This is a genomic window from Bacillus bruguierae (assembly GCF_037104725.1).
Lineage (GTDB): Bacteria > Bacillota > Bacilli > Bacillales > Bacillaceae_G > Bacillus_A > Bacillus_A bruguierae.
The window spans coordinates 417,690-441,663 of sequence record NZ_JBAWSX010000002.1 but is presented as its reverse complement, the minus strand read 5'-3'; the positions used below and the strand labels follow the sequence as shown (position 1 = coordinate 441,663).

Here is a 23,974-nt window from a genome sequence, read left to right as displayed (position 1 = left end):
TAACTAAATATAGATTCGTTTATTATAATAGTTGAGTCGACTCCAAATAATGGAAAAATACAGTAAGAATATGGTATACCATACATTTTTTTCAATAGATGCTAAACCTATTTTCACAAGAATTATTTTTATATTATGATTCGCTTTTTGTTTCATTGTATGTAACCGTATTAAAATAACTCAAGAGGAGGATTTAAGAATGGAAAATAAATCTTTTAAGATTCGTTCTGTTAATGAAAACGATCAACTTTGGACAAAACTAGCTGATCAAATGGAAACACTTGAAAATCGAGATGAAATGAGATGCTTCAACTGCTCAATTTGTTGCGATAATTGTTGCTTTAATTGTTGTTTCCAAATCTAGTTTATACTCATGGTTAAAAACAAGGTAAGTAATTGTATTCTTTAATACTTTGAAGTATTAAATCTAATATTTTCTGTTCTTGCTGTGCAAGAACAGAAAATATTTATACTAATTAACTAATAACTTCAACAAGTATAAATATTATCATACAAGGGTGATTCGATGATTATTAATAAATATCACTTACGCTATCCTTTAAATGGAGAGGTTTTAATGATTAACACCTTAACAGGTGCTGTTGATTTTTTTTCACAAGATTTAATTGACTTGATGGATAAATTACCACATATAGATCCAATAAATTTATCTAACGAGGAGAAAGATGCCACTAAAGTGTTACTAGATAGAGGGTATATATTTAGAAACAATGAAGACAGGGAACACAGATTATGGCAAGCCAAAAATATTGTAGATGCTGGAAATGAAATGCAATATGTAATTTGTCCTACATATACATGTAATTTTCGATGCCCTTACTGTTTTGAAAGTCATAGTCTTCATGAAAAAATAACAGCTTTAACCGATGAACAGCTACAAGCAATCATGGCCGCTATAGATATATTTCATCAAGAAAGTGGTTATACAATTGGAATGATCAATCTTTTCGGAGGTGAACCACTTCTTCCATTCACCAAAAATATAGTCAAACAAATTTGTGAAGAAGCTGTTAAACGCAACTTCAAAATTGGCTGCAATACAAATGGCTATCACCTTTCTTCTTTCGTACAAATTTTAAAAAACTATCGTGATCGAATGAGTATTATGGTTACAGTCGATGGTCCTAAATCTATACACGATCAACGACGGATTATGACTGGAGGACAAGGTACATTTGATCAGATTCAAAAAGGTATTTGCGATTCACTTAATCATGGTATCCGAACCATTGTAAGGGTCAATATCGATCAAACTAACGTTGACTACATCCCACTTCTCATAGACTATTATCAAAAAAATAACTTGTTTAATAATGAAAATTTCTCAATTTCTTTTTCACCTGTTACAGATCATACATGCAAAGGCTTGGGAGAAGATTTAATGAAAGGGTACGAAATTGTAAAGAAACTCCAGAAAAACATTCCCGATTTTGAAAAATTAGAAGCTCAAAAATCGCTTAACGTTGGGGCTGATATGTATCGTTTCTTCAAACCAATTATGCAGTTAGACCCTGCATTAAAAAATAAAATTGAAATGATAGTACCGAATATAGTTTATTGTGAATCAGCTGAAGGAAAACGAGTGGTCTTTGGACCAGATAACCACATTTACGCATGTCCCGATTTAGTTGGACGACCAGAATTCAAAATTGGAGATTATTTCCCTAAATTCGCTCGTCAAGATTGGAAATGGGACAAGTGGAAAGAATTCAATTCACTTACCATTCCACAATGTAAGTCCTGTGCTTCATCTCCTATATGCGGAGGTGGTTGTGCTGCTGAGGCTCTTATTGTTCACGGGAATTTAAATCAGCCAAACTGTCCACAAACAAATAAACAAGTTTTCGAATATTTAGATAGCATTAAAGAAGAAATTTTAATATAGGGAGAGAGACTAAGCTATGATTGCAAGCACTTATAATTCAACATATAAATTATCTGATGGAAATTTTGTTTTAATAAACTCACTAAGCGGTGCCCTTGATGTAATTAATGCGGACATAAAAAAAGTTTTAGATGATATTAGGCGTAATAAAAATTTAACTCCTTATCCTGAATTAGAGGAACTCCTCTCTTTTTTAACAAAACGCGGTTACCTTTTTAAGAATCGTGATGAAGAATTAAACACACTTACTATTATTCGTGATCGGATGACCCAATCTTTAGCAAGCAGCAATTCCGGTGTTACATTCAACGTATGTACAACATATATGTGTAATCTTCGATGTCCTTATTGTTACCAAGGTCATGACATACATAAAATCTCACATGCTTTAACATCTACAGAAGTAGATAAAATGTTTCAAGCAGTGGACAACATTTTATCTATGGAGAATGAGCGTGGACGCTTTAAAGATGCGACCCATCGTATGATGCTATATGGTGGTGAACCATTATTACCAACAACTCGAAAAACTGTCGAAAGAGTGGTTCAACGTGCAACCAAAGAATATGGATTTCGCATGTATGCAATTACAAACGGTACGTTCTTACACGAATTTTTAGATTTTTTAGAACCCTACAAAGATAACTGGGATTATTTTCAAATTTCTATTGATGGTCCAAAACATATACATGATCAACGGCGTATTACAGCAGGTGGTACCGGAACATTCGATCGAATTACCGCTAATATCTCAATGGCATTAGAACGCGGCTTCGCAGTGGGTTTGCGTACCAATGTAAATAAAGATAACCTCGAGCATTTAGAAGAATTAGCTACTTTTATCGAAAACAAAAATTGGCATAATTATCCTAACTTTGGTTGGCAGGTATCCCCTGTTACAGACCATTATGGAGACAATCTACCAAACCATCTTCCAGAGCATGAACTACTGGCCGAAATCTATAATATTTTTGGAGATTTAGAGGACTTTATGGATAAATTTAATGCCAAACTCGGTACAGACCTTAATATTCGTACTTCTAGGATCCGTCAAGCTATACGTACTTTTGATTGGGAAAAGGTAAGCGAACTCGATTCATGTTCTCCTGTTATGCATAGCTTACCTTATTTTAAAGAATGCAGCGCACGAGAACATCGTTTTTATGCGTTTGGTGCAGAAGGTCTAATATATGCTTGTCCAGAAGCAGTGGGTAAACCCCAAACAGCAGTAGGTTCTTTTTTCCCTGAATATAATCTAGATCCTAGCAAACATGCCATTTGGGATCAAGATATCACTGATTCAAAGCAATGTATTAGCTGTAGCATTTCATTATTTTGTGGCGGGGGCTGCGCTTATGCCAATCTAATGCGTAATGGTGCCATTAATAAACCTTATTGTAATGACTCACATCAAACAATTTCAACTTATATAAAACAAAACGAAACAGCTTTTTTAGAACTAATCAAATAAAAATATCTAACTCCACAAACATCTTTATCATTGTGGGGTTACTTCTTCTCAAAGGATGTGACAAATTTGACAACCTCACAAATCTTTTTCCCAAAACTAATCCCTTATAAAGTTTACAATATGGATGTTTGGGAGGACGGGCCCCGTTATTTAATTAAATTTGATAACGGGTTACAGATAAAAGTTACAGAATCATTAAAAAACCTATTTAATTATATGGATGGAACAAGTTCAATAGAGGATATTTGTACAATTGTACAGAATGATTATGGTGGACATATAACTATAAGCGAATTAGAAGAGCTTATAAATGGGCATTTATTGCCAAAGGGAATTTTAGTTGGTTCAGAAAAAAGAGCATCTCATCACTCTGCAATTACATTTAGAATAGCAATATTCCATGCATCACGCTTACAAAAAGCGTCTCAATATTTCAAATTCGTTTTTTCATGGGGAGCATTATTTTTATTCTGCATCTGTTTCAGTATAAGTCTAATACATTATTTTTTTCAAATTAATACTGAAAATATAGCTAACACATTTGGATCAGTATCTAAATTTTTCATTGCAATTTTTCTACTTTTATTTTCTATAATTATCCACGAATTTGGTCATATAGTTGCCGCTTATCGTTATGGGATAAAACCAAAGGATGTTGGAGCTGGTCTTTATATGATGAGACCTGTTTTATTTGTTGATTTAAGTGATGCTTGGCGATTACCTAGGAAGTATAGAGTAATTATTGATCTCGGGGGAATTTATTTTGAATTATGGATATTTATATTTTTAGAATTATGCTATTGGATTTCAGGGTATCAAGAACTTTTTGTAGCAAATCAATTTATTCTCATTACAGTTTTATATAACTTATATCCATTTTTACAATATGATGGCTTTTGGGCTCTAACCGACATTCTAGGAATCGCAAACTTGCATACTAGAACTTTCAAATTGGTAAAAAGCGGTTTACTAGGATACTTGTTTTTCAAACCTGATTATAAAGAGCAATTCAATGATACCATTCGGAATATGAGTAAACACTACAAAATAGCATTTCTCACATATGCCAGTATATATTTTTGTTCAGTCATTACTGCCATATGGTTCATTATTCGATACATCTTTTATTTATTAACATCTATAGAATCTTTTACTTGGGGAAATGCAAAAGGTTTGTTCATTGTAATCATTATAGTTTTAATTAGAACCATAATTGTCTTCGCACTAAAATTCAAAAAGTCTGGAGGAACAAAGGATGACAACAAAACACCCTATTCTTCAAGTACAGGGAATAAAGAAAAATTATGAAACGGAAGCAGGAATCATCCATATTTTAAAAGGAATTGATACACAATTTTACCGAGGAGAAGTGGTTAGTATTATAGGTCCTAGTGGGAGTGGAAAATCTACATTACTCGGGATATTAGGATCATTAGACACCCCAAGCGAAGGACGCATTATGATTGATCAACAGGATATTACATCCCTATCTGAAGAAAATTTAGCAGATTTTCGTGCAAAAAAAATTGGTTTTGTTTTTCAATCCTATAATTTAGTAACAACAATGACAGCCGAGGAAAATGTAATGATGGCACTTATGTGCGCCGGGATGAAGAGTCGAAAAGAAATGATACATAAGGCAAGAGAGATGCTCGATCTTGTTGGGATGAAAGAACGTTATCATCATTTACCAAGCCAGCTATCAGGAGGTCAGCAACAACGCGTTGCAATTGCCCGTGCATTAGTAAACAACCCCGCTATTGTTATTGCAGATGAACCTACTGGTAATTTAGATACGAAAACGGGACAAACTATTTTGGATTTAATCTTTCAACTACGTGATCAACTTAACATGACTTTTATTATCGCTACACATGATTCTTATATAGCAAAGCTTTCAGATCGTATTTTACAAATAGAAGATGGATTGTTAATGCAAGAAAACGTGAATAATCATACAACTCCCAAAGAAGGTGAAACAACGTCATGTTACTAAAATCAGCATTACGTAGTTTAGTACGAAATCGTTTGAGAACCCTCTTTACTATGTTCAGTATTGTAATTGGGGTAGCTAGCTTTTTCTCAATGTCACTGTTAGTCGAATTAGTTCCTCGTTCTATTCACGAATCCTCTAAAATTCTTTTAGGAGGAGACGTAGCTATTCAATCCTACTTAAACCCTGTTAACCGTGATACATTGATCTCTTCTGTTCCTAAAGAAGAACAAAAAGCACTTACAACTTCTTTATTAGGTCAGAGTATGGTAAAGTCTGATAAAAAAACAACAAGCTTAATAATAAAGGGTATAGAACCAAAGCAATATCCGCTGTATGGAGATAATCAGTTTCCGAATGTTCGTAATTTACAAGAGAATGAAGTGCTTTTATCAAAAAGTACTGCGGATCGTTTACAAGTGAAAGTCGGAGATAATGTGGAGATTCCGAATCGTTCTACCGGAGCGATGTCTTCTTATAAAATTCGTGGGCTTGTCGAAGGCGTTCAAGAATCTTATGGTGATGCTTCTATCTTTGGAACAGCTTATCTACATTTAAATCAAGCACAACAACTTTTAAATGTACCAGCAAATACAATTAATGAAGCTTTAATTGTATTGCATAATAAAGTTAACGTTTCTACTTTTAAAAGTAAAGTGCAAGAACAATTCCCACAAAGCAGTGTAATCGACATTCGTGATAAAGAATTAGAAAAACAAAAAGATTTGCATATGTTACTGCCATTTCTTCAACTATTTAGCATATTAGCTCTTGGAATCGCGGCAATCACAACTTCAAATACAATGAAAGTAATCATTGCCACGCGCACACATGATATCGCTGTCATGAAATCAGTAGGAATGAAAACGCGATCTATCGTTCGATATTTTTTGCTAGAAGCATTCTGGTTAGCAATCCTCGGAACAACTGGTGGTATTGGAATTGGATTATTAGTTAGTGTTTGGCTCACCTCATATTTATCAAGTGTACTTTCATTACCTCTTACGTGGGGAATGTCATGGTCTGTTGTTGGTACTACAATCGTTGTTGGATTTGTCGTAACCTTTTTAGCATCATGGATACCAGTAAAAAGTGGAATGCGTGTGTCACCTCTGCAAATGTTACGGGATACAGAGAATACAAATGTAAATTATTCATTACCTTTTAGAAAAAAACTTCAACTTTTTATTTTAGTTTGTAGTATTCTTTCTATTTATGTTTACAAAGTAGCATTTACAACCAGCGCAAATGGTAGTTTTATATTTAAATGGATTCTTGCTTTCCTACTTACAACAGGAGTCATGTTACTCCTCTTTTCTTTCATTCGTTCGATTGGATTTATATACGCTTTATTATTCCGAACTATTGGGGCTATGAAAAATAGGATGCCACAAGGTCTTTTTCTTGCCTTACACAATATAGCAGCTACGAATAAGCGAAATGGATTATTAGCAGTTACCTTAACGATAGGTGTCGTTTCTGTAGTTTCTAGCCACGTATTTGCTGATAATTTAATTGAATCTGTTCAAGGACAATTAGAAAAAGAAGCAATGGGAAATCTTCTAATTACAAGTTCAGTGAACGATGAAGAAAAAGTTGAAAAACAACTTAAATCAATGAAGGAAATAAAAGCATGGAAAAAAGGCTATCAATTAGATGGAAGACTCCAAAATATTAATGGTGAAGAAGCCGCAGCTAAATTCGCCCAAAAAATAAAAGAGGACAAATTTTTTAGTTCAACTAAAATTTCAGTAGAAGGTATAGATACTTCTCTTACTTCCAAAGCATATACCATATCTGAAGGACGCGATTTAACTTCAGCAGATGCAGATGAAAAAAAAGCAATCCTGTTGGATAGTTATAAGAAGATAGGACTCAAAACAGGTGATACAGTTGATATTCAAATAGGAAATGAATTGGTGAGTTGTGAAATTGTAGGTTTTTTTAAATCAGGTATTGTGAAAACGGTAGGTATTCGTATTCCAACAAAAACATTAGCTACATACGGAAAGCCGAACCGCATTACCTATTCAATAGATAGCGATCCGAAGCAAACGAATGTCATTCTAACAGATCTAAACAACAAACTTCCAAATTCAGCAATGGCTTACTCCATTTCCGCTACAGCTATCGATAGTCTACAATATATTATTCGTATGCAAAGTGCTTTCTTTTCTATCGTAGCCTTATTTGCATTCTTAACTGCAGTTCTGACGATTGGAAATCAAGTGGTCATTCGCTTACTTCAACAAACACGAGATGTTGCCATTATAAAGACAGTTGGTATGTCTTCGGGCAATTTAATGAAATCCATTTTATTAGAAAACACGGTCATTTCCTTATCAGCCGGATTCGTTGGGGCTGGAATTGCTTTAGCTTTTTCAGGAGTTGTTTTACGATTCTTATTCCAAATGCCTATGAAAATTGATATAACTTGGTCTATTCTGGGCATCTTGTTATCTGTTATCACAACAGCGATTGTTGTTTGGATTGCAGCAAAACAATCCTTATCAGCTAAACCAATTCATCTATTGCAAAGCAAATAAAAATTTATAAAACCTTATCTAACGAAGAAAAAACATAGTTTGATCAAACTACGTTTTTTCTTCGTCTTATATTTCTTACATTTTAAAAATCAAAAAACAATATATTTAGTAAAGTCTATTAAATCGATATGTAGGGCACCCTCTTACATTCGTTTTTATTCGAAATACTCCACCAGCGCTTGCATCAGTAGTATGCATTTTGGCTGTTGTAATGTATAACTCGTTTAAGTCACTTCCACCAAATGTGCAAGAAGTTACATTTAAGACTGGGATAGAAATACTTAGTAGCTGTTCTCCGTTCATAGGATTCCACCTCGATACTTTAGAACCACCCCAATGGGCAATCCACAACATTCCTTCTTCATCAATTGTCATTCCATCAGGAAATCCTTCTTCTTTGTGCACGACAACAACATCTTGTGGATTTTCAATATGACCTGTGCAAATATCATAATCAAAACGAACTACTTTTCTTGTCGGCGTATCTATGAAATACATATACATATGGTCTGGTGACCACGCTAAGCCATTAGAAGTACTTACATGTTCTACTTTCTTTTTTACATTCAAATCGGTATCTAAACAGTAAAGAGCTCCCTTTCCATCAATACCAACACCTTCTGTGGTGCCTGCCCAAAAACGACCTGCCGGATCACATTTCCCGTCATTAAAACGATTTTCTTGCAAATGACTTTCAGGGTCACAAATAGCCCGTAGTTCTTCCGTATCCGAATTTAAGAAATAAAAGCCATTCTCTAGAGCAAGAATCATTTCACCACATTCACTCGGAGCCACTGACCCTACCATTTGTCCAAGAAAAATTTCCTTATCTTCATTTGTAACTGGATTATAAATATGAACCTTCTTCTCCAAAATGTCGACCCAATACAATAACTGCTTTTTACTATCCCAGCAAGGCCCTTCTCCAAGAGTAGCCTTCGCATCAATGACTAATTCTAATTCACCTAGCAAAGTAATCCCCACCTCCCTAAAGAATATTCTGTCTTTTTATAATAACATGTAATTGTTTTATATATGAATCAATGGCATATATTCTTTAGCTATATTTACTCATTTTATTTTTTTAATATACAAGTCGCTACTGTGCAGAATTCAACATGACCGCTACTTACCTTCTCCTTTTATTTTAAACCTTGCATGTGGTAGGAAAAGGCCCTGACCGTTTCTATGCATGGCCAGATGCTCTTGCCCGCCTAAAAAGAAAGAGGGTTTAATTCTTATTTATCCCGCATTAACGGGCAGTAATACCCCCACCTCAAAATTCGGCGAAAGCAAAGACGTTAGGTGAGAGATAAACTGCCCGTAAAAGCCCGATTGGTTCAACTAATAATCAGTGGGGATGAAGAAAACCCCCACTGATTAAAGTTTCACTTTATATAGAACGATAAAAATCCCCTTCAAATCTGAAGGAGATTCCTTATCTACATAATTAATTCTAACTGATAAGACGCGTAATTCGCTTCTTCTTCCACGACAACCTGTAATATCCGTATTGCAGGAGCAAACTCACAATAAACGCAGCTGGATACCCAACCCATATTCCTTTTATTCCAAGGCTCGTATGATACGACAGAAAATAGGCTACCGGAACTTCTACAAGCCAAATTGAAATAACCGCAAAAATAGTCGGCCATAATACAGTTCCGCTCGCTCTCATTGTTGCCCCAATAATTTGCGCATGACCAAAAATTAAGTAACTCCATAATGTAATCATAATGAGACTATGTGCAATATCAATGGTATTCTGACTCGTTAAAAAGAGCGCTAAAATTTGTTTTGAGAACAAATAAATAAAAGAGATTAATATTCCACCAATTACATAGTTCATAACAAGTCCTGCTCGAATTACTTTTTGCAGGCGATCAAATTGATTTGCTCCAATGGACTGCGCTGCAAATATGGAAACAGTAATCCCAAGGCTCACTGCTGGCATCTGTACATAACTTGCCACTTGGTTCACTACTCCATACGCTGCCGTTGCATCTGACCCAAAACGATTTACAAACGAAATAACGGCAATCTCTGATAATGAAACGAGTATCATATTAATACTTGCTGGAATGCCAAGACGTAATAATAGTTTTAACAACTCCCCATCCATGCGAAGATACTTTCGAACTGTTGCATCAAATTGTAATGGATGTTTCGTTTTTCTTAAATACACTAACAGAATAATAAATGTAACAATTGTTGATATAACAGAAGCATATGCTGCGCCGTACACACCGAGTTTCGGCAGGCCGAACCAACCAAATATAAGAATAGGTAAAAATATCATATTTAGTCCTGTACTCACAATTAAAAAATAAAATGGTGTTTTAGAATCCCCTGCTCCGCGCATAAATGTTGTATATGCAAAATACAAAAATAGCACTGGCATGGAAATAAATAAAATTCGTGCATAATGAACACTTATATCAATAATATTTTCCGGCGTACCAACAAGTCGCATAATATCCATTGCGAACATACTACCCACTACTGCTAAAATTGCTCCAAGTACAAACGTAAATGTCAACGTTGTACCGACAATGGCCTTTAAGCGCTCTTCATTACGAGCCCCAAAAGCCTGACCAATTAAAATCGAGCTACCAGAACCAATCCCAATTACAAATGAAATAAGTAGAAAAAATAACGGAAAGAAAGCCGAAATAGCAGCTAATTCAATCATACCAAGCCAACGCCCTACCACTACCATACCAAACAACTGTCCAAGTGACTGCAATACATTACTTAACAGTAAAGGAATGAGAAACATAGACATAGAACGCCATATTGGTTTACTTTCTGTTCCTTCTTCAGTTATTTTCAAGTTTCATAACCCCTTTTATCGAGAGATTTCGCGGTTATATCCTCGCTCTCCATATGGCTGCAATTTCTCTAACCACTTCTCTTCTAGTTTCTTTAATTCTTCTTTTTCATTAAAATATCCCGTTTCTTTCTTTTTCAACACTTCTAATATTTCAAACTCAAAAGCATCTGTCCCGTATTCCTTCCAATCATCTTGCAATGCCTTATTCGTATGAGAACCCATATTAAGTAAAAGTCGTCTTCCACTCATCGTTTTTAAATCCCTTGTACTCTCTACATACACTTTTTCGTTCTTTGTATTTCTAATACAATAAATACCCGCTTCTGTTTTTGTTTCTTTATACATTTGTTTTAATTCTTTTTTTCTATTCAATTTCCTTTCTCCTTTCAACTTCATCTATATATATCCATTTTATTGTTTCGACATCTTTGTCTAGCTCTGCCCCCTCTTGTTCTGAGCGAGCCGCTTCCGCTTTTCTTTGTAAGTCGCTGCTATGCAGAATACACCATGACCGCTACTTGCTTTCTCCTTTTGTTTTAAACCTGGCATGTGGTAGAAAAAGGCCCTGACCGCTTCTATTCACGACCAGATGCTCTCGCCCACCTAAAAAAAACAGGGTTTTTATATTGATTTTTAAATTTGCATTTATATTATTCTCTATAATTTCACCCAGTACTGATCTCCATCTGCTGTTCTATCGAGGAAACCATATTCAATTAAATACCTTCTTAACGTGACATAATCAGGGTATACATTTTCTAAAATCTCATTAACTTCTTTTTCTGTATATTTTTGATTACTATCAAACTTTGTGACTAAATGTTTCAAAATAATGAGCTTTCGCTTTTGTTTCTTCGGAAATTTAGAGAGCGGTCCGTCTAATCCTTCTGTAAAATGCAATTTTAAAACTTCTTCACTCTCTGCTTCTGTAATGTCATACCGCTGGTCAACCATCGTAGCTGTACGATGAATAGGGAGAATTTTAGGTTGATTCGTTGCTTTTTCTTCTGACAGTTCCATAAGCGCAAGAAACACTTTTGCTTGTTTCATCTTCTCCCTTAATGTAAAACGATGGTTCCGAATAGTTGAAGTGCTTCCACCGTCCATTTCCTTCACAATTTCTTTATCGTTTAAACCCATATGAAAGAACTGTATCATCTTCTTCTGTAAATCTGTTAAACCTGTTAACTTCTTATCTAACCCTAATAAATAGTCGAACATAGAAATATGTTCGTTTGCGATATGAAGCTGTGTAAATTTCTCCGCTTCATAAAAAACGTTCTGTTCTTGATAAATAATACCTTTCATAAATTTTTCTCCGCAAGCTAAACAAACGTATTCTTCAGTGTCTTTCTCAAATACATATCCTTTTTTCAATTCATCAACCGTGGCATTCCAAAACCATTCTGAAATATCATTCATGCTAAACAATCCCCTAAAAAGTTTATTTTAAAAACAAACAAATTATGATTTAGTTTATTTTTATTTATAATATCATAACAAAAACAAACATTCCAACATATCGTTTGCCTATCTTCAAACAAAATTAAATAATGTTTATGTTTCATAAAAATCAAAAGGGAATTTTATGCCTTTCAATAAAACAACATTTCTATCAATGTGGTCTTATTCTCCCCAGTAACTGAAGAAGCAACTACAACTTTTGCTTACATACAACAAATAGGACTAGCTACCATACTAGTCCTATTGTTCATTATCACTATTAAACTTTTATTTTTTCGATTTCATCCCTGCCGGTGCAATTGTAATAGATGCAGTGTTTTCTCCTCTTTACTCCCTTTATGTTCAATACGCTTTGCCACGATTCCATCTTTCATAAACAAAATACAATCCCCTATCTCCGCCGCCACGTCCATCATATGTGTGGAAAAAATAACAATTGTCCCATTCTTCTTGATGTCCTGTAAAACCTCGACGAATGCATTGACCCAAAATGGATCCAAACCATTTGTCGGTTCATCTAATAATAATAGTTTCGGTTTCCCTAACAACGCTTGTCCAAATACTAAGCGTTGCCGCATTCCCTTCGATAAATGTTTTACAAGTTCATTCCTCTTTTCAATCAGACCGATTTTTTCTAAAATCTCTTGTATTTGTTTTTGACTTACCTTTCGTAACACACCATAAAAAGAAAGAAATTCGTGCACAGTCATCATTTCCTGCGCATGGAAGTCATCTGGCATATATCCAATTTGCGACACGTATGCATTCCTGTTTTCATGGAGAGCAATACCGTTTAATACAATTGTACCTGCTGTCGGTTTTAAAATACCTGCCAATATATGAAGAAGTGTACTTTTTCCTGCACCGTTTCCGCCGCATAGTACGATACAAGTTCCCGCATCTACTTGAAGTGAAAAGTGAGAAAGTGCTTGTTTTGTCTTATATTCTTTTGAAACCTCTGTAACTTGTAAAAGTGTCATTGCATTTTTCTCCTTTCTAACTTCCATGCAGAGAGAGTAAAGCCAAAAGCCATATATATCAGTGTATATAAAATGAGAACTCCCCACGCCGCCTCAGATTGTAAGAAAGTAATAAGAGTATCGTATGCTTGTCCAAATATTGCACCACCACCTAATTGAACAACAAATACGATGCGAAGCAGTTCAGCAGGATTAACAAACAAAGCTACTTTTAGGAACACAGCAATCATTGGATACGGAACAAAGCTAAGAACAGCAATAAGTGCAGTAGGCCAAATCATAATTAAGAAAAACCAAACCCCAACAGATATTGTTAGCGCCTGCCATCTTGTTACGACAAAAGAACCTACCACGAAACCGATTATTAGAAAGAAAAGCATTAATACTATTGAGAATATATAAAGAGCTAGCACCCATTTAATAGATAATGCACTTCCACTAATGAGACCAATTATAAGACTTATACCATAACTAAGTGTAAAAATAATGAGCTGCGCTGTAAATTGCCCGAATGCTTTTCCCATTACATAAGCAACACTAGAAATGGGATACGTACTTAATAACCGCCACTGTCCGTTTTCCATTTCATTTGCAATAGAAAAAGAACTGATAATAAGCATAAATAACGGTATAATATACAGCACTAAATTCACCATTGTACCTGTCATATTTGTGTATCCTGTTATAGTAGGTGTATTTCGCTCCAATAAAAATAGTAAAGACAAAACGCTCGTCCAAAGAATGACAAATGTATAAGATGAACGTTGTCTTATCGTGATTCGCCACTCAGATTGCCAAATGTGCCACATAATATCCCTCTTTCCATAATGTGAAACTTCCATCAGTGGAGTCTCCCACTGATGGTTAATTGAACCAATCGGGCGCATGCCAGCAGTTAGCCCCCACCTATTTTCTTCTCTCTCAATCTTAAAGTGGGGCTAACTCCCTCTTATTGCAGGATAAAAAAGGACAACCGGAACGGTTGTCCTTTTTTATTAATGAGAATGATTCATATCCTTTTTCTTTGCATTCTCTTCTTTTATTTTCATCATCATATCCATGTTCTTTTTCCATTCATGCTTTTCCAAATCTTTTGCTTCTAACACTTCACCTTTATTTTTAGAGACAAAGCTTTCTGCATCTTTTTTATCTTTGAAAGAAATCACATTATAAGCCATCGGTGTTTTAATATCTTTGTCATAAACATAAGTCGCTTTCTCTACTTCAACCCACTCTTTTGTATTGTAATCACGTACAAATTTTGCCTGCAACTTTTCGTTCTTGTTTTTATTCATCCATTTGTACATACAACCAAGATCATCAAATTTTAATGATTTACCGTTTTCAAGAATTACTTCTGTTCCAAACTGATCGTTCGTCACAGCCATATTACAGTTGGCACATTTATCAGTTTTCTCGTCAATTGATACTGGCTTAACTTCCTTTTTCCCGCAGCCAACTACTGTCAATAAAAGAGCTGCAACTATTGTAATAAACAAACCTTTCCATTTCATCTTCTTTTCCTCCCAATTTTAAATAAAGTAATACTTATTGCTAACATACTCATACTGATTATTCCGATTTGCATCTTAAATGAAGAATTGTTTTCTTCCTTTTCCCCTCTAATTGTCATCCTAGGTTCATAATCAGTTAAAACTTGATTTTCAGGACTTTTTAACAATGCTTGGAGTACAAGCATACCAGGTGCTTGGAAAAACAACTGATATTCGGGGACTTCATTTGTTAGTGTTAGAAAAAATGGATCTGCTCTGTGCGGAATGCTGCTAATACCATTTCCCTTTGTATCCAGTTTCAAGGATGCGTCCCAATAATTATGTATAATTTTGTTTTCAGTGCTGTTTATCGCTTGAGACTCATTTACATTTCCAATAAAGACATTGTCAGACACATTATTTTCATTAGCATTTTTAAATTGCATGCCAATAAAATTCCCATTTACTTTATTATCTGAAATACGGTTGTTATTTGCATTTTCCACATACATTCCAACACGATTATAAGAAATTCGATTGCCAATCGCTTCTGTTTTCTCTGCATCATACAGCAATAAACCCTGTGCATTAACATTACGATTATTGAAAGTTAACTCGTTCCTTTTAATTTTTGTCTCTTTTGTTCCCATCACCATGGCACCTGTAATATTGTTGTGAGACTTGTTATCCTGTACGGTTATGTGATTAGAAAACATAATATGTATGCCATAACGAGAATTTCCGATAGCATTGCGAGTTATTCGATTAAAATGGCTATTTTCAATATAAATGCCATCTCTTACTCTATCAATCTCGACTCCTTGAATCATATTGTTATTTGATTCCCATAAGTCGATTCCGTTTCCTTTCGAATTCCCTTTAATAAAACCACCTTCTACAACCGTATCATTTGTCTCATTAAATTTAATCCCGAACTGCTTTGTGTAGATTTGAAGATTATTCAACCTATGATTCTTACCAGTAACACGAATAGCCTCCGTGTCTGCTCTACTGCTGCATTGTTCTACCTTTATATGCTTCAGGGTGATAGATTGTCCTTTTACCGTAATAACAGGTTCTTTACTACAAGAACGAACAGTGACTTCCCCTGTCCCTTCTAAAGTAACAGGCTTTGAAAGAACGAGTATCTCGTTATAGACACCACTCGGTATTTTTACAATTCCATATTCAGGAGCAGCGTTAATTTGAGATTGTAACGTATCCTGTGCATAAGTATGGAATGAAAAACTTAAAAAAATTATACAAAAGAGAAAAAAAACTCGAGTTATTTTCATATGGCAATCTCCTCTAAATCAAGTCGACCTATATGAAGGATAACAAACAATTGTGTGGAATTTGTGAAGTAATTTTGTATGATTTGGAAAATAATATTTTTTCACTATAAAGTGCAACTTAGTTAAATCGATAAGTGGATTCTATATATAGAAAGAAAAATAAGAGCAAATGTTGTTAATAAAGAATATAAGCCATAAATAATAACAACATTTTTCAAGAGAAAATATAGAGTATATACCCCATTTTAAACTTAATATATGAATTATAAGGTACATTTTCTCTCTTTATTACATAATCTATCAGTGAATTCTATTAAAGGAGGGAAAATGATGGCTTGTACAAAAGAGAATGTTTGTTTTGATATATGTCTTACAATTACCATTACACCAGGTAGTGAAACTGAAGTAGTTGTGGATTGTGCTGATGCATGTGGGACAAGTCCTACAATCGAAGTAAAAGCAGATGGATCTGTCGTAATTACGTTACCTTTAACTGCTTGTTTCTCTATCACGTTAAATGATGATTTTAGTGTTAACTCTGAACTTACTGGTTTGTTTTTTCGCGTCTATTAAAAACACGAATTGCTTGCAGAGATTAATAAAATGCATCAAAAAGTTGTTTCATTATTTATTTAAAACTTAAGGAAAATATAATCTTATATTGCCCCCAAATTAGTAATAGATTCAAAATACAACTTTATTCTTTCTTTCCTTCTAATCTCCGTTTATAACGGAGATTTTTTTATTCCGCTATTCGTGGGCAGTAAGATCCATACTAATGGAAATTTCATTTTATCTTTTCTAAACTACTTACATGATGGAAAAACCGCTTAGTATTTTCAAAAAACATACTTCTAAAATTCTGCCAATCCAACTCAGGAAAAGAAACAATTATGAAACTGATTCATATATATAATCCCTTTATAAAGTGAAACTTTAATCAATCCTCACCAATCGGGCGCATGCCAGCCGTTTATCTCCCACCGAACATTCTAGCCACTGGAGCTGGACAATGCTTTCGCTGAATTTTGAGGTGGGAGTATTACTGCCCAAAAATAGCGGGATAAACTAAAAGAATAGGATCCTCACTTGAGAACCCTACCTTTTATAAAGTATTTCATTCCTTCGGCTCAATCATTTTCTTCGGATCTACAATTTCATCAAATTGTTCTTCTGTTAACAAACCTGATTGCAGTGCCGCTTCTTTTAGTGTTAATCCCTCTTTATGTGCATGCTTGGCAATGTTTGCTGCATTTTCATAACCGATGTGCGGATTTAACGCTGTTACAAGCATTAACGAGTTATTTAAGTGCTGTCTGGTAATTTCTTCATTTGCTTCAATACCTACTGCACATTTATCATTAAATGAAACAAGCGCATCTGCTAATAATCTAGCAGATTGTAAGAAATTATAAGCAATGACTGGCTTAAAGACATTTAACTCAAAGTTTCCTTGACTTGCCGCAAAGCCGATTGTTGCATCATTTCCCATGACCTGTGCTGCAACCATCGTTAAAGCTTCACTTTGCGTTGGATTTACTTTTCCTGGCATAATAGAGCTCCCTGGCTCATTGACTGGAATCGTAATTTCCCCAAGGCCGCTACGCGGTCCGCTTGCAAGCCAGCGGACATCGTTTGCAATTTTCATTACATCCGCTGCTAACGCTTTTAATGCCCCGTGCGTATAAACAACTTCGTCATGACTTGTTAACGCATGAAATTTATTTAGTGCTGATACAAAATGTTTTCCTGTGAAATTACTAATTTCTTCTGCAACCATATCACCGAATTTTGGGTGGGCATTAATCCCTGTTCCAACCGCAGTACCACCAATTGCAAGCTCTTTCATATATGTACTACTTTCTATAATCATCCGCTCTGTCTTTTCAAGCATACGATGCCAGCCACTCACTTCTTGACCTAACGTTAACGGCGTTGCATCCTGCAAATGAGTACGACCAATTTTAATTATATGAGAGAACTCGTTTACTTTTTCTTTTAACGTGCCTTTTAATTTTTCTACTGCTGGTAATACTTGCTCTTCTACAGCTATCACGCACGCAATATGAAGTGCTGTTGGAAATGTATCATTTGAGCTTTGAGACATATTTACATCATCGTTTGGATGAATATGTAGATCAAGCTCTTTTTCTCTTAAAATTTGATTTCCACGGTTAGCAATCACTTCATTCACATTCATATTAGATTGTGTACCACTTCCTGTCTGCCAAACAACAAGCGGAAAATGCTCATCCCATTTTCCCGATAAAATTTCATCAACTGCCTCTACAATTGCATTTGCCTTTTCGTCTGCTAGCTTCCCTAACTTTTGATTACTAATCGCTGCACTTTTCTTTAAAATTGCAAATGCCCGAACAATTTCAAGCGGCATACACTCTGTTCCAATTGGAAAGTTCTCCTTACTACGCTGCGTTTGTGCTGCCCATAATTTATCAGCTGGAACTTTCATTTCTCCTAATGTATCTCTTTCAATTCTGTACTCCATATTTTCATCCCCTTAGAATTAAATACCTTCTCTTTCATTTTACTGAAAACACTAAAAATAATAAATATTACCACTAAAAATGAAAGTCATCTATTGAATGATGATTTTGATAATATAAATTACTGCACAAAGATATTAAATTAGCCCATAAAAACAAAAAATCATCCCCGCTATAAGCGAAAGGATGATTTTTTCATACTATGATACTTGCTTTTCTTTCTCTACATCATTTACATACCAAATAAATTTACCTGTATATCCGTAAATAACAGCAAGCGCTAATGATACAAAGCTCAGCCACATAAATGGCAGATAAGATAACGTCGAAACGCCTAGAATACCCGCCATAAAAATACCGTTATCAGACCATGGAACCATTCCTGATGTGAGCGTTCCACCGACTTCTGAGTTACGAGCTAAAATGCGGCGATCTAATTTTAATTTATCGTAGCTTTCTTCCATAATTTTTGGCGTTAAAATTAATGATACATACATGGCGCAGCCAAATACGTTTGCTAAAAATGCAACAATTAAAGTCGAAAGTGTTACATTACCTGCAGATGTTAATTTTTTCTCAAACTTCGAAACAATAACTTTCAAAACGCCAAGCTTTTCTAGTAAACCACCAAAACCAAGTCCGAAAATAATAACAGCAACTGAGCTGAGCATTCCTTCAATTCCGCCGCGATTTAATAACTTATCAATGAAATCGATACCAGAATCAATAGAAAATCCTTTGTAAGCTGTGCCAATCGCTTCTCCAAAAGGCATGCCTTGGAACACAGCTGCCCAGATGGCACCAAGAAGAGCACCCATTGCAATTGTAGGCATAGATGGACGTTTCATCGCTAACAGTATAATGACAACGACCGCTGGAACGAGCATCCAAATGTGAATATCAAATTGTTTTAGTAAAGATGCCTTTAGGAAATCTACTTTTTCTAAATCTACATTTTTCCCGCCATATATCCAGCCGGCAACTGTAAACATAATACCGGTAATAATATAAGCTGGAATATCTAAATACAACATAGCACGAACGTGCGCAATAACATCTACTTTCGCCATAGAAGCTGCAAGTACGGTGCTATCAGATAATGGTGATAATTTATCTCCAAAATATGCACCAGATAGAACTGCACCAGCTACAAGAGGAAGTGGTAATCCAAGTCCTTCCCCGATTGCCATCATGGCAATACCAGCTGTACCTACCGTCCCCCAAGAAGTACCTGTTGCGATAGATGTAATCGAACAAATAATTAATGTCGCTAATAGAAAGATACTTGGGTGAATAAATTCTAAACCATAATAAATAAGTGTTGGCACAACACCACCAGCAATCCAAGTTCCAATAAGAGAACCAACCGCTACTAATATTAAAATTGCTTCAAGTCCATTCGAAATTCCTTTTGTAATTGCATCTTGTAATTCTTGATAACGAAACCCAAGTCTTAATCCAAGCGCAATGACAAGAAACCATGAAATAAATAACGCAAGCTGAATCGGTAAATCAAAAATTGTCTGAAATGAAAAGACAACGCCTAAAAATAACAACAAAAGAATGATGATTTCGATCATCGATGGTAATCTTACACTTTTCAAATTTCTTCTCTCCTTATGAAGCAATAACATGATGCATGTCGTTTAGTTATTTTTACATAAACATAACTAGATAAAACATAAATATTCACATTATTCCGATTTGTTTTTTTAGTATAATAAATACACGACCTTTTTATTTTAAAAGTACAACCTGTATTTCGCAATGCTAATTTTTAAAAATTACATTATTTTTTCATATCTCATCATATTCAATCCGAGTCATAAAAAAAAAAGCTATTTTAAAATTGATAAAAATAGCTTCTTTTTGTATTCTCAACTTTTAAAGATTTGTATGATGTATTTAATCAAATCAACTTAGATAATAAGTAATCGAAAACGTTATTTATAACAACATCGATTCAATCAATTTCATAAGTTGCTGTTTTGTTTGGCTTAAATAGTTTCTTTTTTTAGAAGAAATTACTAATCCTATAGGCATTTTAGGATCAAATCCCTCAACCTTAAATGATATTGAATTTTGTTTTAAAATAGTTCCCTTAGGGATTATACCTATCGCATCCCCAAAAACCATTTGTGGAATAAGATGCAGGGCACTACAATTATAGACTCTTTTAAAAGATAAATTGTTCTCTGATAAAAAAGCATTCACAGATTGATAATAATAACAACTATTCTCTCCAACCAAAATGGGATAATTAATAATATCAGATATTTCAACTAATTCTTTTGATAATACTGGATGATTTGGATTACTTACTATAAATTCGATTTGTTCTTTGCAAAGTGGAGTAAAATTTACATTGGAAATATTTTTGTTGTTTCCACAAACGGCAAAATCAATCTTATTTTGATCGATCATTTGTGATAAAAGCGCTGTATTTCCCACGACAAAATCACAATGTATGTATGGTTTCTTATCGTTTAAATATTTTAATATAGGTGGAATTAATTTTTCTGCAACTGATTCCAATAATCCTATTCTTAAATCCCCCTTCTCTTCATTACTTATGCGCTGCGCTTGAGATACAGAATAATCCCAATGCATTAATAAGTTATCTACTTCCTCAGCAAATAATACACCTTCATCTGTTAATCGAGCATCCCACCCTCGTTCAAATAAAAGAAAGCCAAGCTCATTTTCTAATTTTTTTATATGTGTTGTTACCGTTGATTGAGCATAGTTTAATTTTTTAGCTGCAAGTGAAAAAGTTCCTTCTTCAATAATCTTTTTAAATGTATTTAACTCTTTTATTTCCAATTTTACACCTAATCTCTATCGATTTTATTGATAATAATATTATTTATTTTCAATTATACAAATCAACATTCCAGAAGTACAATAAAGTTGTCAGGAAGGAAGTGAAAATATGCCGTTTGTTAATGTTTATTATCCAGAAGGGCAATTGAATAAAGAAGAGTTAAAAAAGGTGAGCAATTGTATTCATCATTCATTAATTGAACATTTTAAAATTCCCAAAAATGATTACTTTCACATGTTTTTACCTTACCAATCTAATCAGTTTTTTTACGACCCGTATTATCTCTTAGAAGGAGAGCAAAAGAGAACAGATAAAATACTACACGTTTCTATTACATGTGGACCAGGAAGAACAATAAATCAAAAAAGAGATTTGTATCAATCCATCGCGGAAGCTTTTTATAATCATTTAAACATCTCTACAACTGATGTTTTTATTACATTAAACGAGACATCTGCTGAAAACTGGTCATTTGGTCAAGGAATAGCACAAATGGTTACTATGAAGGAGGAAAAAAATAGTGAATGATCGTATCGAATCCAATATACCAAAGGAAATGCGAGATATTGCTCCTGATTTTGTTGATTACGGTGAAAATATATTATTTGAAAAAGTATGGAGAGATCCAACATTAACATCAAAAGAAAGAAGTTTAATTACCCTTTCCGCTCTAATTAGTATTGGCAATACTGAACAACTACCATTTCATCTACAATTAGCTAAAAAGAATGGAATTAACGAAAAGGAGATTATTGCTTTGATAACACATATGGCTTTTTATGTTGGATGGCCCAAAGCAACTACAGCGATAAATAAAATACTGAGTTAAAAATAACAATATAGTATTTCTTAAGGCATCTATATTAACAGCCAAAGAAATAATCAACTTTTTTATAAAACCAAAAATCTAATTTCAAAAATGAAAACCATTTTGACTAAGCTTTTTCAAAATGGCTTCTTTTTATTTGGTTGTATCATCCAGTTTTGAGAAACACTTTAAATCAAACCTGATTATAAAGCTACACCTTTATATTTTTAAAAATAGGCTGTTTTCCCTTAGGAATTGTATAATTTGTCTTTGGTGGTGGTTATCGTGGTCTGTAAATTCCTTAACAATATATATAAGTGAATAAGGCGTTCCTGTATGTGGACAATGAGTTACACCGTTTGCAGTTAATGGCTTTTTTAGCTTTTCGATTGGCAGTTCATTAAGTTCTTTTACAAGTAGTTCCCTTGTATCTTTTGCTTCTTCAAGAAGTTTTGATTGTGATATGCCTGATTTTGCGTAGTTTGATGCCTTTTGATTATGTATACCAAAATCGGGAAACTCCATTCCCTTTTCATTTTGTACAGATGGGAGGATTTCTGTTAATAGATAATTATCCCAATTCATAATATGTGCTATTATCTCACTTACAGACCATTTACCATCGGCTATCGGTTTAAACCATAAAGTTTCATCGACTTCTTCTAAAGTGATTAGCCAAGATGAATAATGATTAAAATGACGAATTATACTTTTTACCTCACTCAAATTAATCCCTCTTTTCTAAATTAAGTTAATATAATCATAACATAAAACTCACACACAACAAACATATGTTCTTTTTTGTTTTTAATTACAAAACAACAATCTTTGAGAAAACAACCTAAAAATAAAATGAAATGACTTTATTATGTGCACATCTTCTTCACTTCTCTCTCATTCTTAAATGGGATTTTACTGCCCGCAAAGAACGAGATAAAATTCCCAATAAAAAAACTGCTGAGAATCTTTTCTCAACAGTTTTTTTATCCAACAATTCTTTCTTTTTGCTGTTCTTTTTTCTCTGAGAGTAACGCATACGGTGTACACATGTACGTCATCGCAACTGGATCATACACAACACGTGCTTTCACACCAAACACTGTTTCAAACAATTCATCATTTAAAATATCACTTGGTGCTCCTTCCATTACTTTATCTCCATCTTTAATCGCAACAATGTGATGCGCATATTTAGCCGCATGATTTAAATCATGTACAACCATAACAACCGTTCGATTTTCTTCTTCATTTAACTTTCTCAATAACTCTAATATTTCTAACTGGTGGGCCATATCTAAATACGTTGTCGGTTCATCTAGTAATAATAACTCTGTATCTTGCGCAAGTGCCATCGCAATCCAAACACGCTGACGCTGTCCACCTGAAAGTTCATCTAATGTACGATCTGTAAATTGATGCATTCCCGTTACTTCAAGCGCCCAGTTTACCATTTCATGGTCTTTCTCCGTTCGCTTTCCCAGTAAGCGTTGGTGCGGATAACGACCATGCCAAACGAGACCTTCTACTGTTAATCCTTCGGGTGCCGTCGGTGATTGTGGTAAAATTGCCAGTTTCTTTGATACTTCTTTTGTTGGCATCATATGAATCGCTTTACCATCTAAATATACGTGACCTTTAGTTGGTTGCAGCAATCGTGCTAGCGATTTTAAAATCGTTGACTTCCCGCATCCATTTCGGCCAACTAGTGCCGTAATTTTTCCTTCTGGAATATGTAAATCAAGATGATTAATAATGGTTTGATTTCCGTACGTAAGCTCCAACTGTTCCGTATGTAAACTTGTCATCTTGTTCACTCCTTATTTGTTATTTGTCCCGCTATTCGCGGGCTAACCATCA

21 protein-coding genes are annotated in these 23,974 nt (G+C 34.4%); 8 read left to right on the top strand and 13 right to left on the bottom strand.

What is annotated here, in order from left to right; genetic code table 11:
* Positions 1-526 precede the first annotated feature (526 nt).
* The 5 genes from WAZ07_RS06405 to WAZ07_RS06385 all read left to right on the top strand — a co-directional run bounded on the left by WAZ07_RS06405 (position 527) and on the right by WAZ07_RS06385 (position 7,916).
* Positions 527-1,906 (top strand): radical SAM/SPASM domain-containing protein, encoded by a 1,380-nt coding sequence (locus WAZ07_RS06405; RefSeq protein ID WP_336471760.1) that lies wholly within the window; start codon positions 527-529, stop codon positions 1,904-1,906.
* A 16-nt stretch (positions 1,907-1,922) separates the two neighbouring features.
* Complete coding sequence (locus WAZ07_RS06400) at positions 1,923-3,377, top strand: radical SAM/SPASM domain-containing protein (RefSeq protein WP_336471759.1); 1,455 nt, start codon at positions 1,923-1,925, stop codon at positions 3,375-3,377.
* A 66-nt stretch (positions 3,378-3,443) separates the two neighbouring features.
* The gene (locus tag WAZ07_RS06395; RefSeq protein ID WP_336471758.1) at positions 3,444-4,685 is read left to right on the top strand and encodes a peptidase; all 1,242 of its coding nucleotides are present in this window, start codon (positions 3,444-3,446) and stop codon (positions 4,683-4,685) included.
* Entirely contained in the window at positions 4,633-5,373 is a 741-nt protein-coding gene (locus tag WAZ07_RS06390; protein ID WP_336471757.1) for an ABC transporter ATP-binding protein, read from the top strand. The genes WAZ07_RS06395 and WAZ07_RS06390 overlap by 53 nt, the downstream gene beginning before the upstream one ends.
* Positions 5,364-7,916, top strand: a complete 2,553-nt coding sequence (locus WAZ07_RS06385; protein WP_336471756.1) for an ABC transporter permease — start codon at positions 5,364-5,366, stop codon at positions 7,914-7,916. The genes WAZ07_RS06390 and WAZ07_RS06385 overlap by 10 nt, the downstream gene beginning before the upstream one ends.
* Before the next feature lie 105 nt (positions 7,917-8,021).
* Here WAZ07_RS06385 and WAZ07_RS06380 read toward each other — a convergent pair whose 3' ends face one another.
* From WAZ07_RS06380 to WAZ07_RS06345, 8 genes are all read right to left on the bottom strand, one after another.
* A complete protein-coding gene (locus WAZ07_RS06380; protein WP_336471755.1) occupies positions 8,022-8,888 on the bottom strand; it encodes an SMP-30/gluconolactonase/LRE family protein in 867 nt (288 codons plus the stop codon).
* A 484-nt stretch (positions 8,889-9,372) separates the two neighbouring features.
* Positions 9,373-10,701, bottom strand: a complete 1,329-nt coding sequence (locus WAZ07_RS06375) for an MATE family efflux transporter (RefSeq protein WP_336471823.1) — start codon at positions 10,699-10,701, stop codon at positions 9,373-9,375.
* A 63-nt stretch (positions 10,702-10,764) separates the two neighbouring features.
* The gene (locus WAZ07_RS06370; RefSeq protein ID WP_336471754.1) at positions 10,765-11,121 is read right to left on the bottom strand and encodes a GIY-YIG nuclease family protein; all 357 of its coding nucleotides are present in this window, start codon (positions 11,119-11,121) and stop codon (positions 10,765-10,767) included.
* Positions 11,122-11,406: 285 nt separating this feature from the next.
* The gene (locus WAZ07_RS06365; protein ID WP_336471753.1) at positions 11,407-12,171 is read right to left on the bottom strand and encodes a DUF2087 domain-containing protein; all 765 of its coding nucleotides are present in this window, start codon (positions 12,169-12,171) and stop codon (positions 11,407-11,409) included.
* 323 nt (positions 12,172-12,494) lie between these two features.
* Positions 12,495-13,193, bottom strand: a complete 699-nt coding sequence (locus tag WAZ07_RS06360) for an ABC transporter ATP-binding protein (protein ID WP_336471752.1) — start codon at positions 13,191-13,193, stop codon at positions 12,495-12,497.
* Positions 13,190-14,002: an ABC transporter permease gene (locus WAZ07_RS06355; RefSeq protein ID WP_336471822.1), complete on the bottom strand. Its 813-nt coding sequence runs from the start codon at positions 14,000-14,002 to the stop codon at positions 13,190-13,192. Before WAZ07_RS06355 ends, WAZ07_RS06360 begins: the two co-directional genes overlap by 4 nt.
* 186 nt (positions 14,003-14,188) lie before the next feature.
* Complete coding sequence (locus WAZ07_RS06350) at positions 14,189-14,707, bottom strand: nitrous oxide reductase accessory protein NosL (protein ID WP_090912249.1); 519 nt, start codon at positions 14,705-14,707, stop codon at positions 14,189-14,191.
* Positions 14,704-15,981: a right-handed parallel beta-helix repeat-containing protein gene (locus WAZ07_RS06345; RefSeq protein WP_336471751.1), complete on the bottom strand. Its 1,278-nt coding sequence runs from the start codon at positions 15,979-15,981 to the stop codon at positions 14,704-14,706. Before WAZ07_RS06345 ends, WAZ07_RS06350 begins: the two co-directional genes overlap by 4 nt.
* Before the next feature lie 330 nt (positions 15,982-16,311).
* On the opposite strand from WAZ07_RS06345, the gene WAZ07_RS06340 reads away from it, so the two are divergent.
* On the top strand, positions 16,312-16,554 hold the full coding sequence (locus tag WAZ07_RS06340; RefSeq protein WP_336471821.1) for a hypothetical protein: 243 nt from the start codon (positions 16,312-16,314) through the stop codon (positions 16,552-16,554).
* A gap of 544 nt (positions 16,555-17,098) precedes the next feature.
* Here the strand turns inward: WAZ07_RS06340 and fumC are convergent.
* From fumC to WAZ07_RS06325, 3 genes are all read right to left on the bottom strand, one after another.
* Positions 17,099-18,487 (bottom strand): class II fumarate hydratase, encoded by a 1,389-nt coding sequence (fumC, locus tag WAZ07_RS06335; protein WP_336471750.1) that lies wholly within the window; start codon positions 18,485-18,487, stop codon positions 17,099-17,101.
* Between the two features lie 198 nt (positions 18,488-18,685).
* Entirely contained in the window at positions 18,686-20,089 is a 1,404-nt protein-coding gene (gene nhaC / locus WAZ07_RS06330; protein WP_336471749.1) for a Na+/H+ antiporter NhaC, read from the bottom strand.
* A 343-nt stretch (positions 20,090-20,432) separates the two neighbouring features.
* Positions 20,433-21,308 carry a LysR family transcriptional regulator gene (locus WAZ07_RS06325; RefSeq protein ID WP_336471748.1) on the bottom strand — a complete coding sequence of 292 codons (876 nt, stop codon included), beginning with the start codon at positions 21,306-21,308 and terminating at the stop codon, positions 20,433-20,435.
* Between the two features lie 109 nt (positions 21,309-21,417).
* On the opposite strand from WAZ07_RS06325, the gene WAZ07_RS06320 reads away from it, so the two are divergent.
* Positions 21,418-21,837: a tautomerase family protein gene (locus WAZ07_RS06320; protein ID WP_336471747.1), complete on the top strand. Its 420-nt coding sequence runs from the start codon at positions 21,418-21,420 to the stop codon at positions 21,835-21,837.
* The gene (locus tag WAZ07_RS06315; RefSeq protein WP_090912263.1) at positions 21,830-22,138 is read left to right on the top strand and encodes a carboxymuconolactone decarboxylase family protein; all 309 of its coding nucleotides are present in this window, start codon (positions 21,830-21,832) and stop codon (positions 22,136-22,138) included. The genes WAZ07_RS06320 and WAZ07_RS06315 overlap by 8 nt, the downstream gene beginning before the upstream one ends.
* Positions 22,139-22,336: 198 nt before the next feature.
* On the opposite strand, the gene WAZ07_RS06310 is transcribed toward WAZ07_RS06315, so the two are convergent.
* Entirely contained in the window at positions 22,337-22,843 is a 507-nt protein-coding gene (locus tag WAZ07_RS06310) for a DinB family protein (protein WP_336471746.1), read from the bottom strand.
* Positions 22,844-23,100: 257 nt separating this feature from the next.
* Positions 23,101-23,922 carry an ABC transporter ATP-binding protein gene (locus WAZ07_RS06305; protein WP_336471745.1) on the bottom strand — a complete coding sequence of 274 codons (822 nt, stop codon included), beginning with the start codon at positions 23,920-23,922 and terminating at the stop codon, positions 23,101-23,103.
* Between the last annotated feature and the right edge of the window lie 52 nt (positions 23,923-23,974).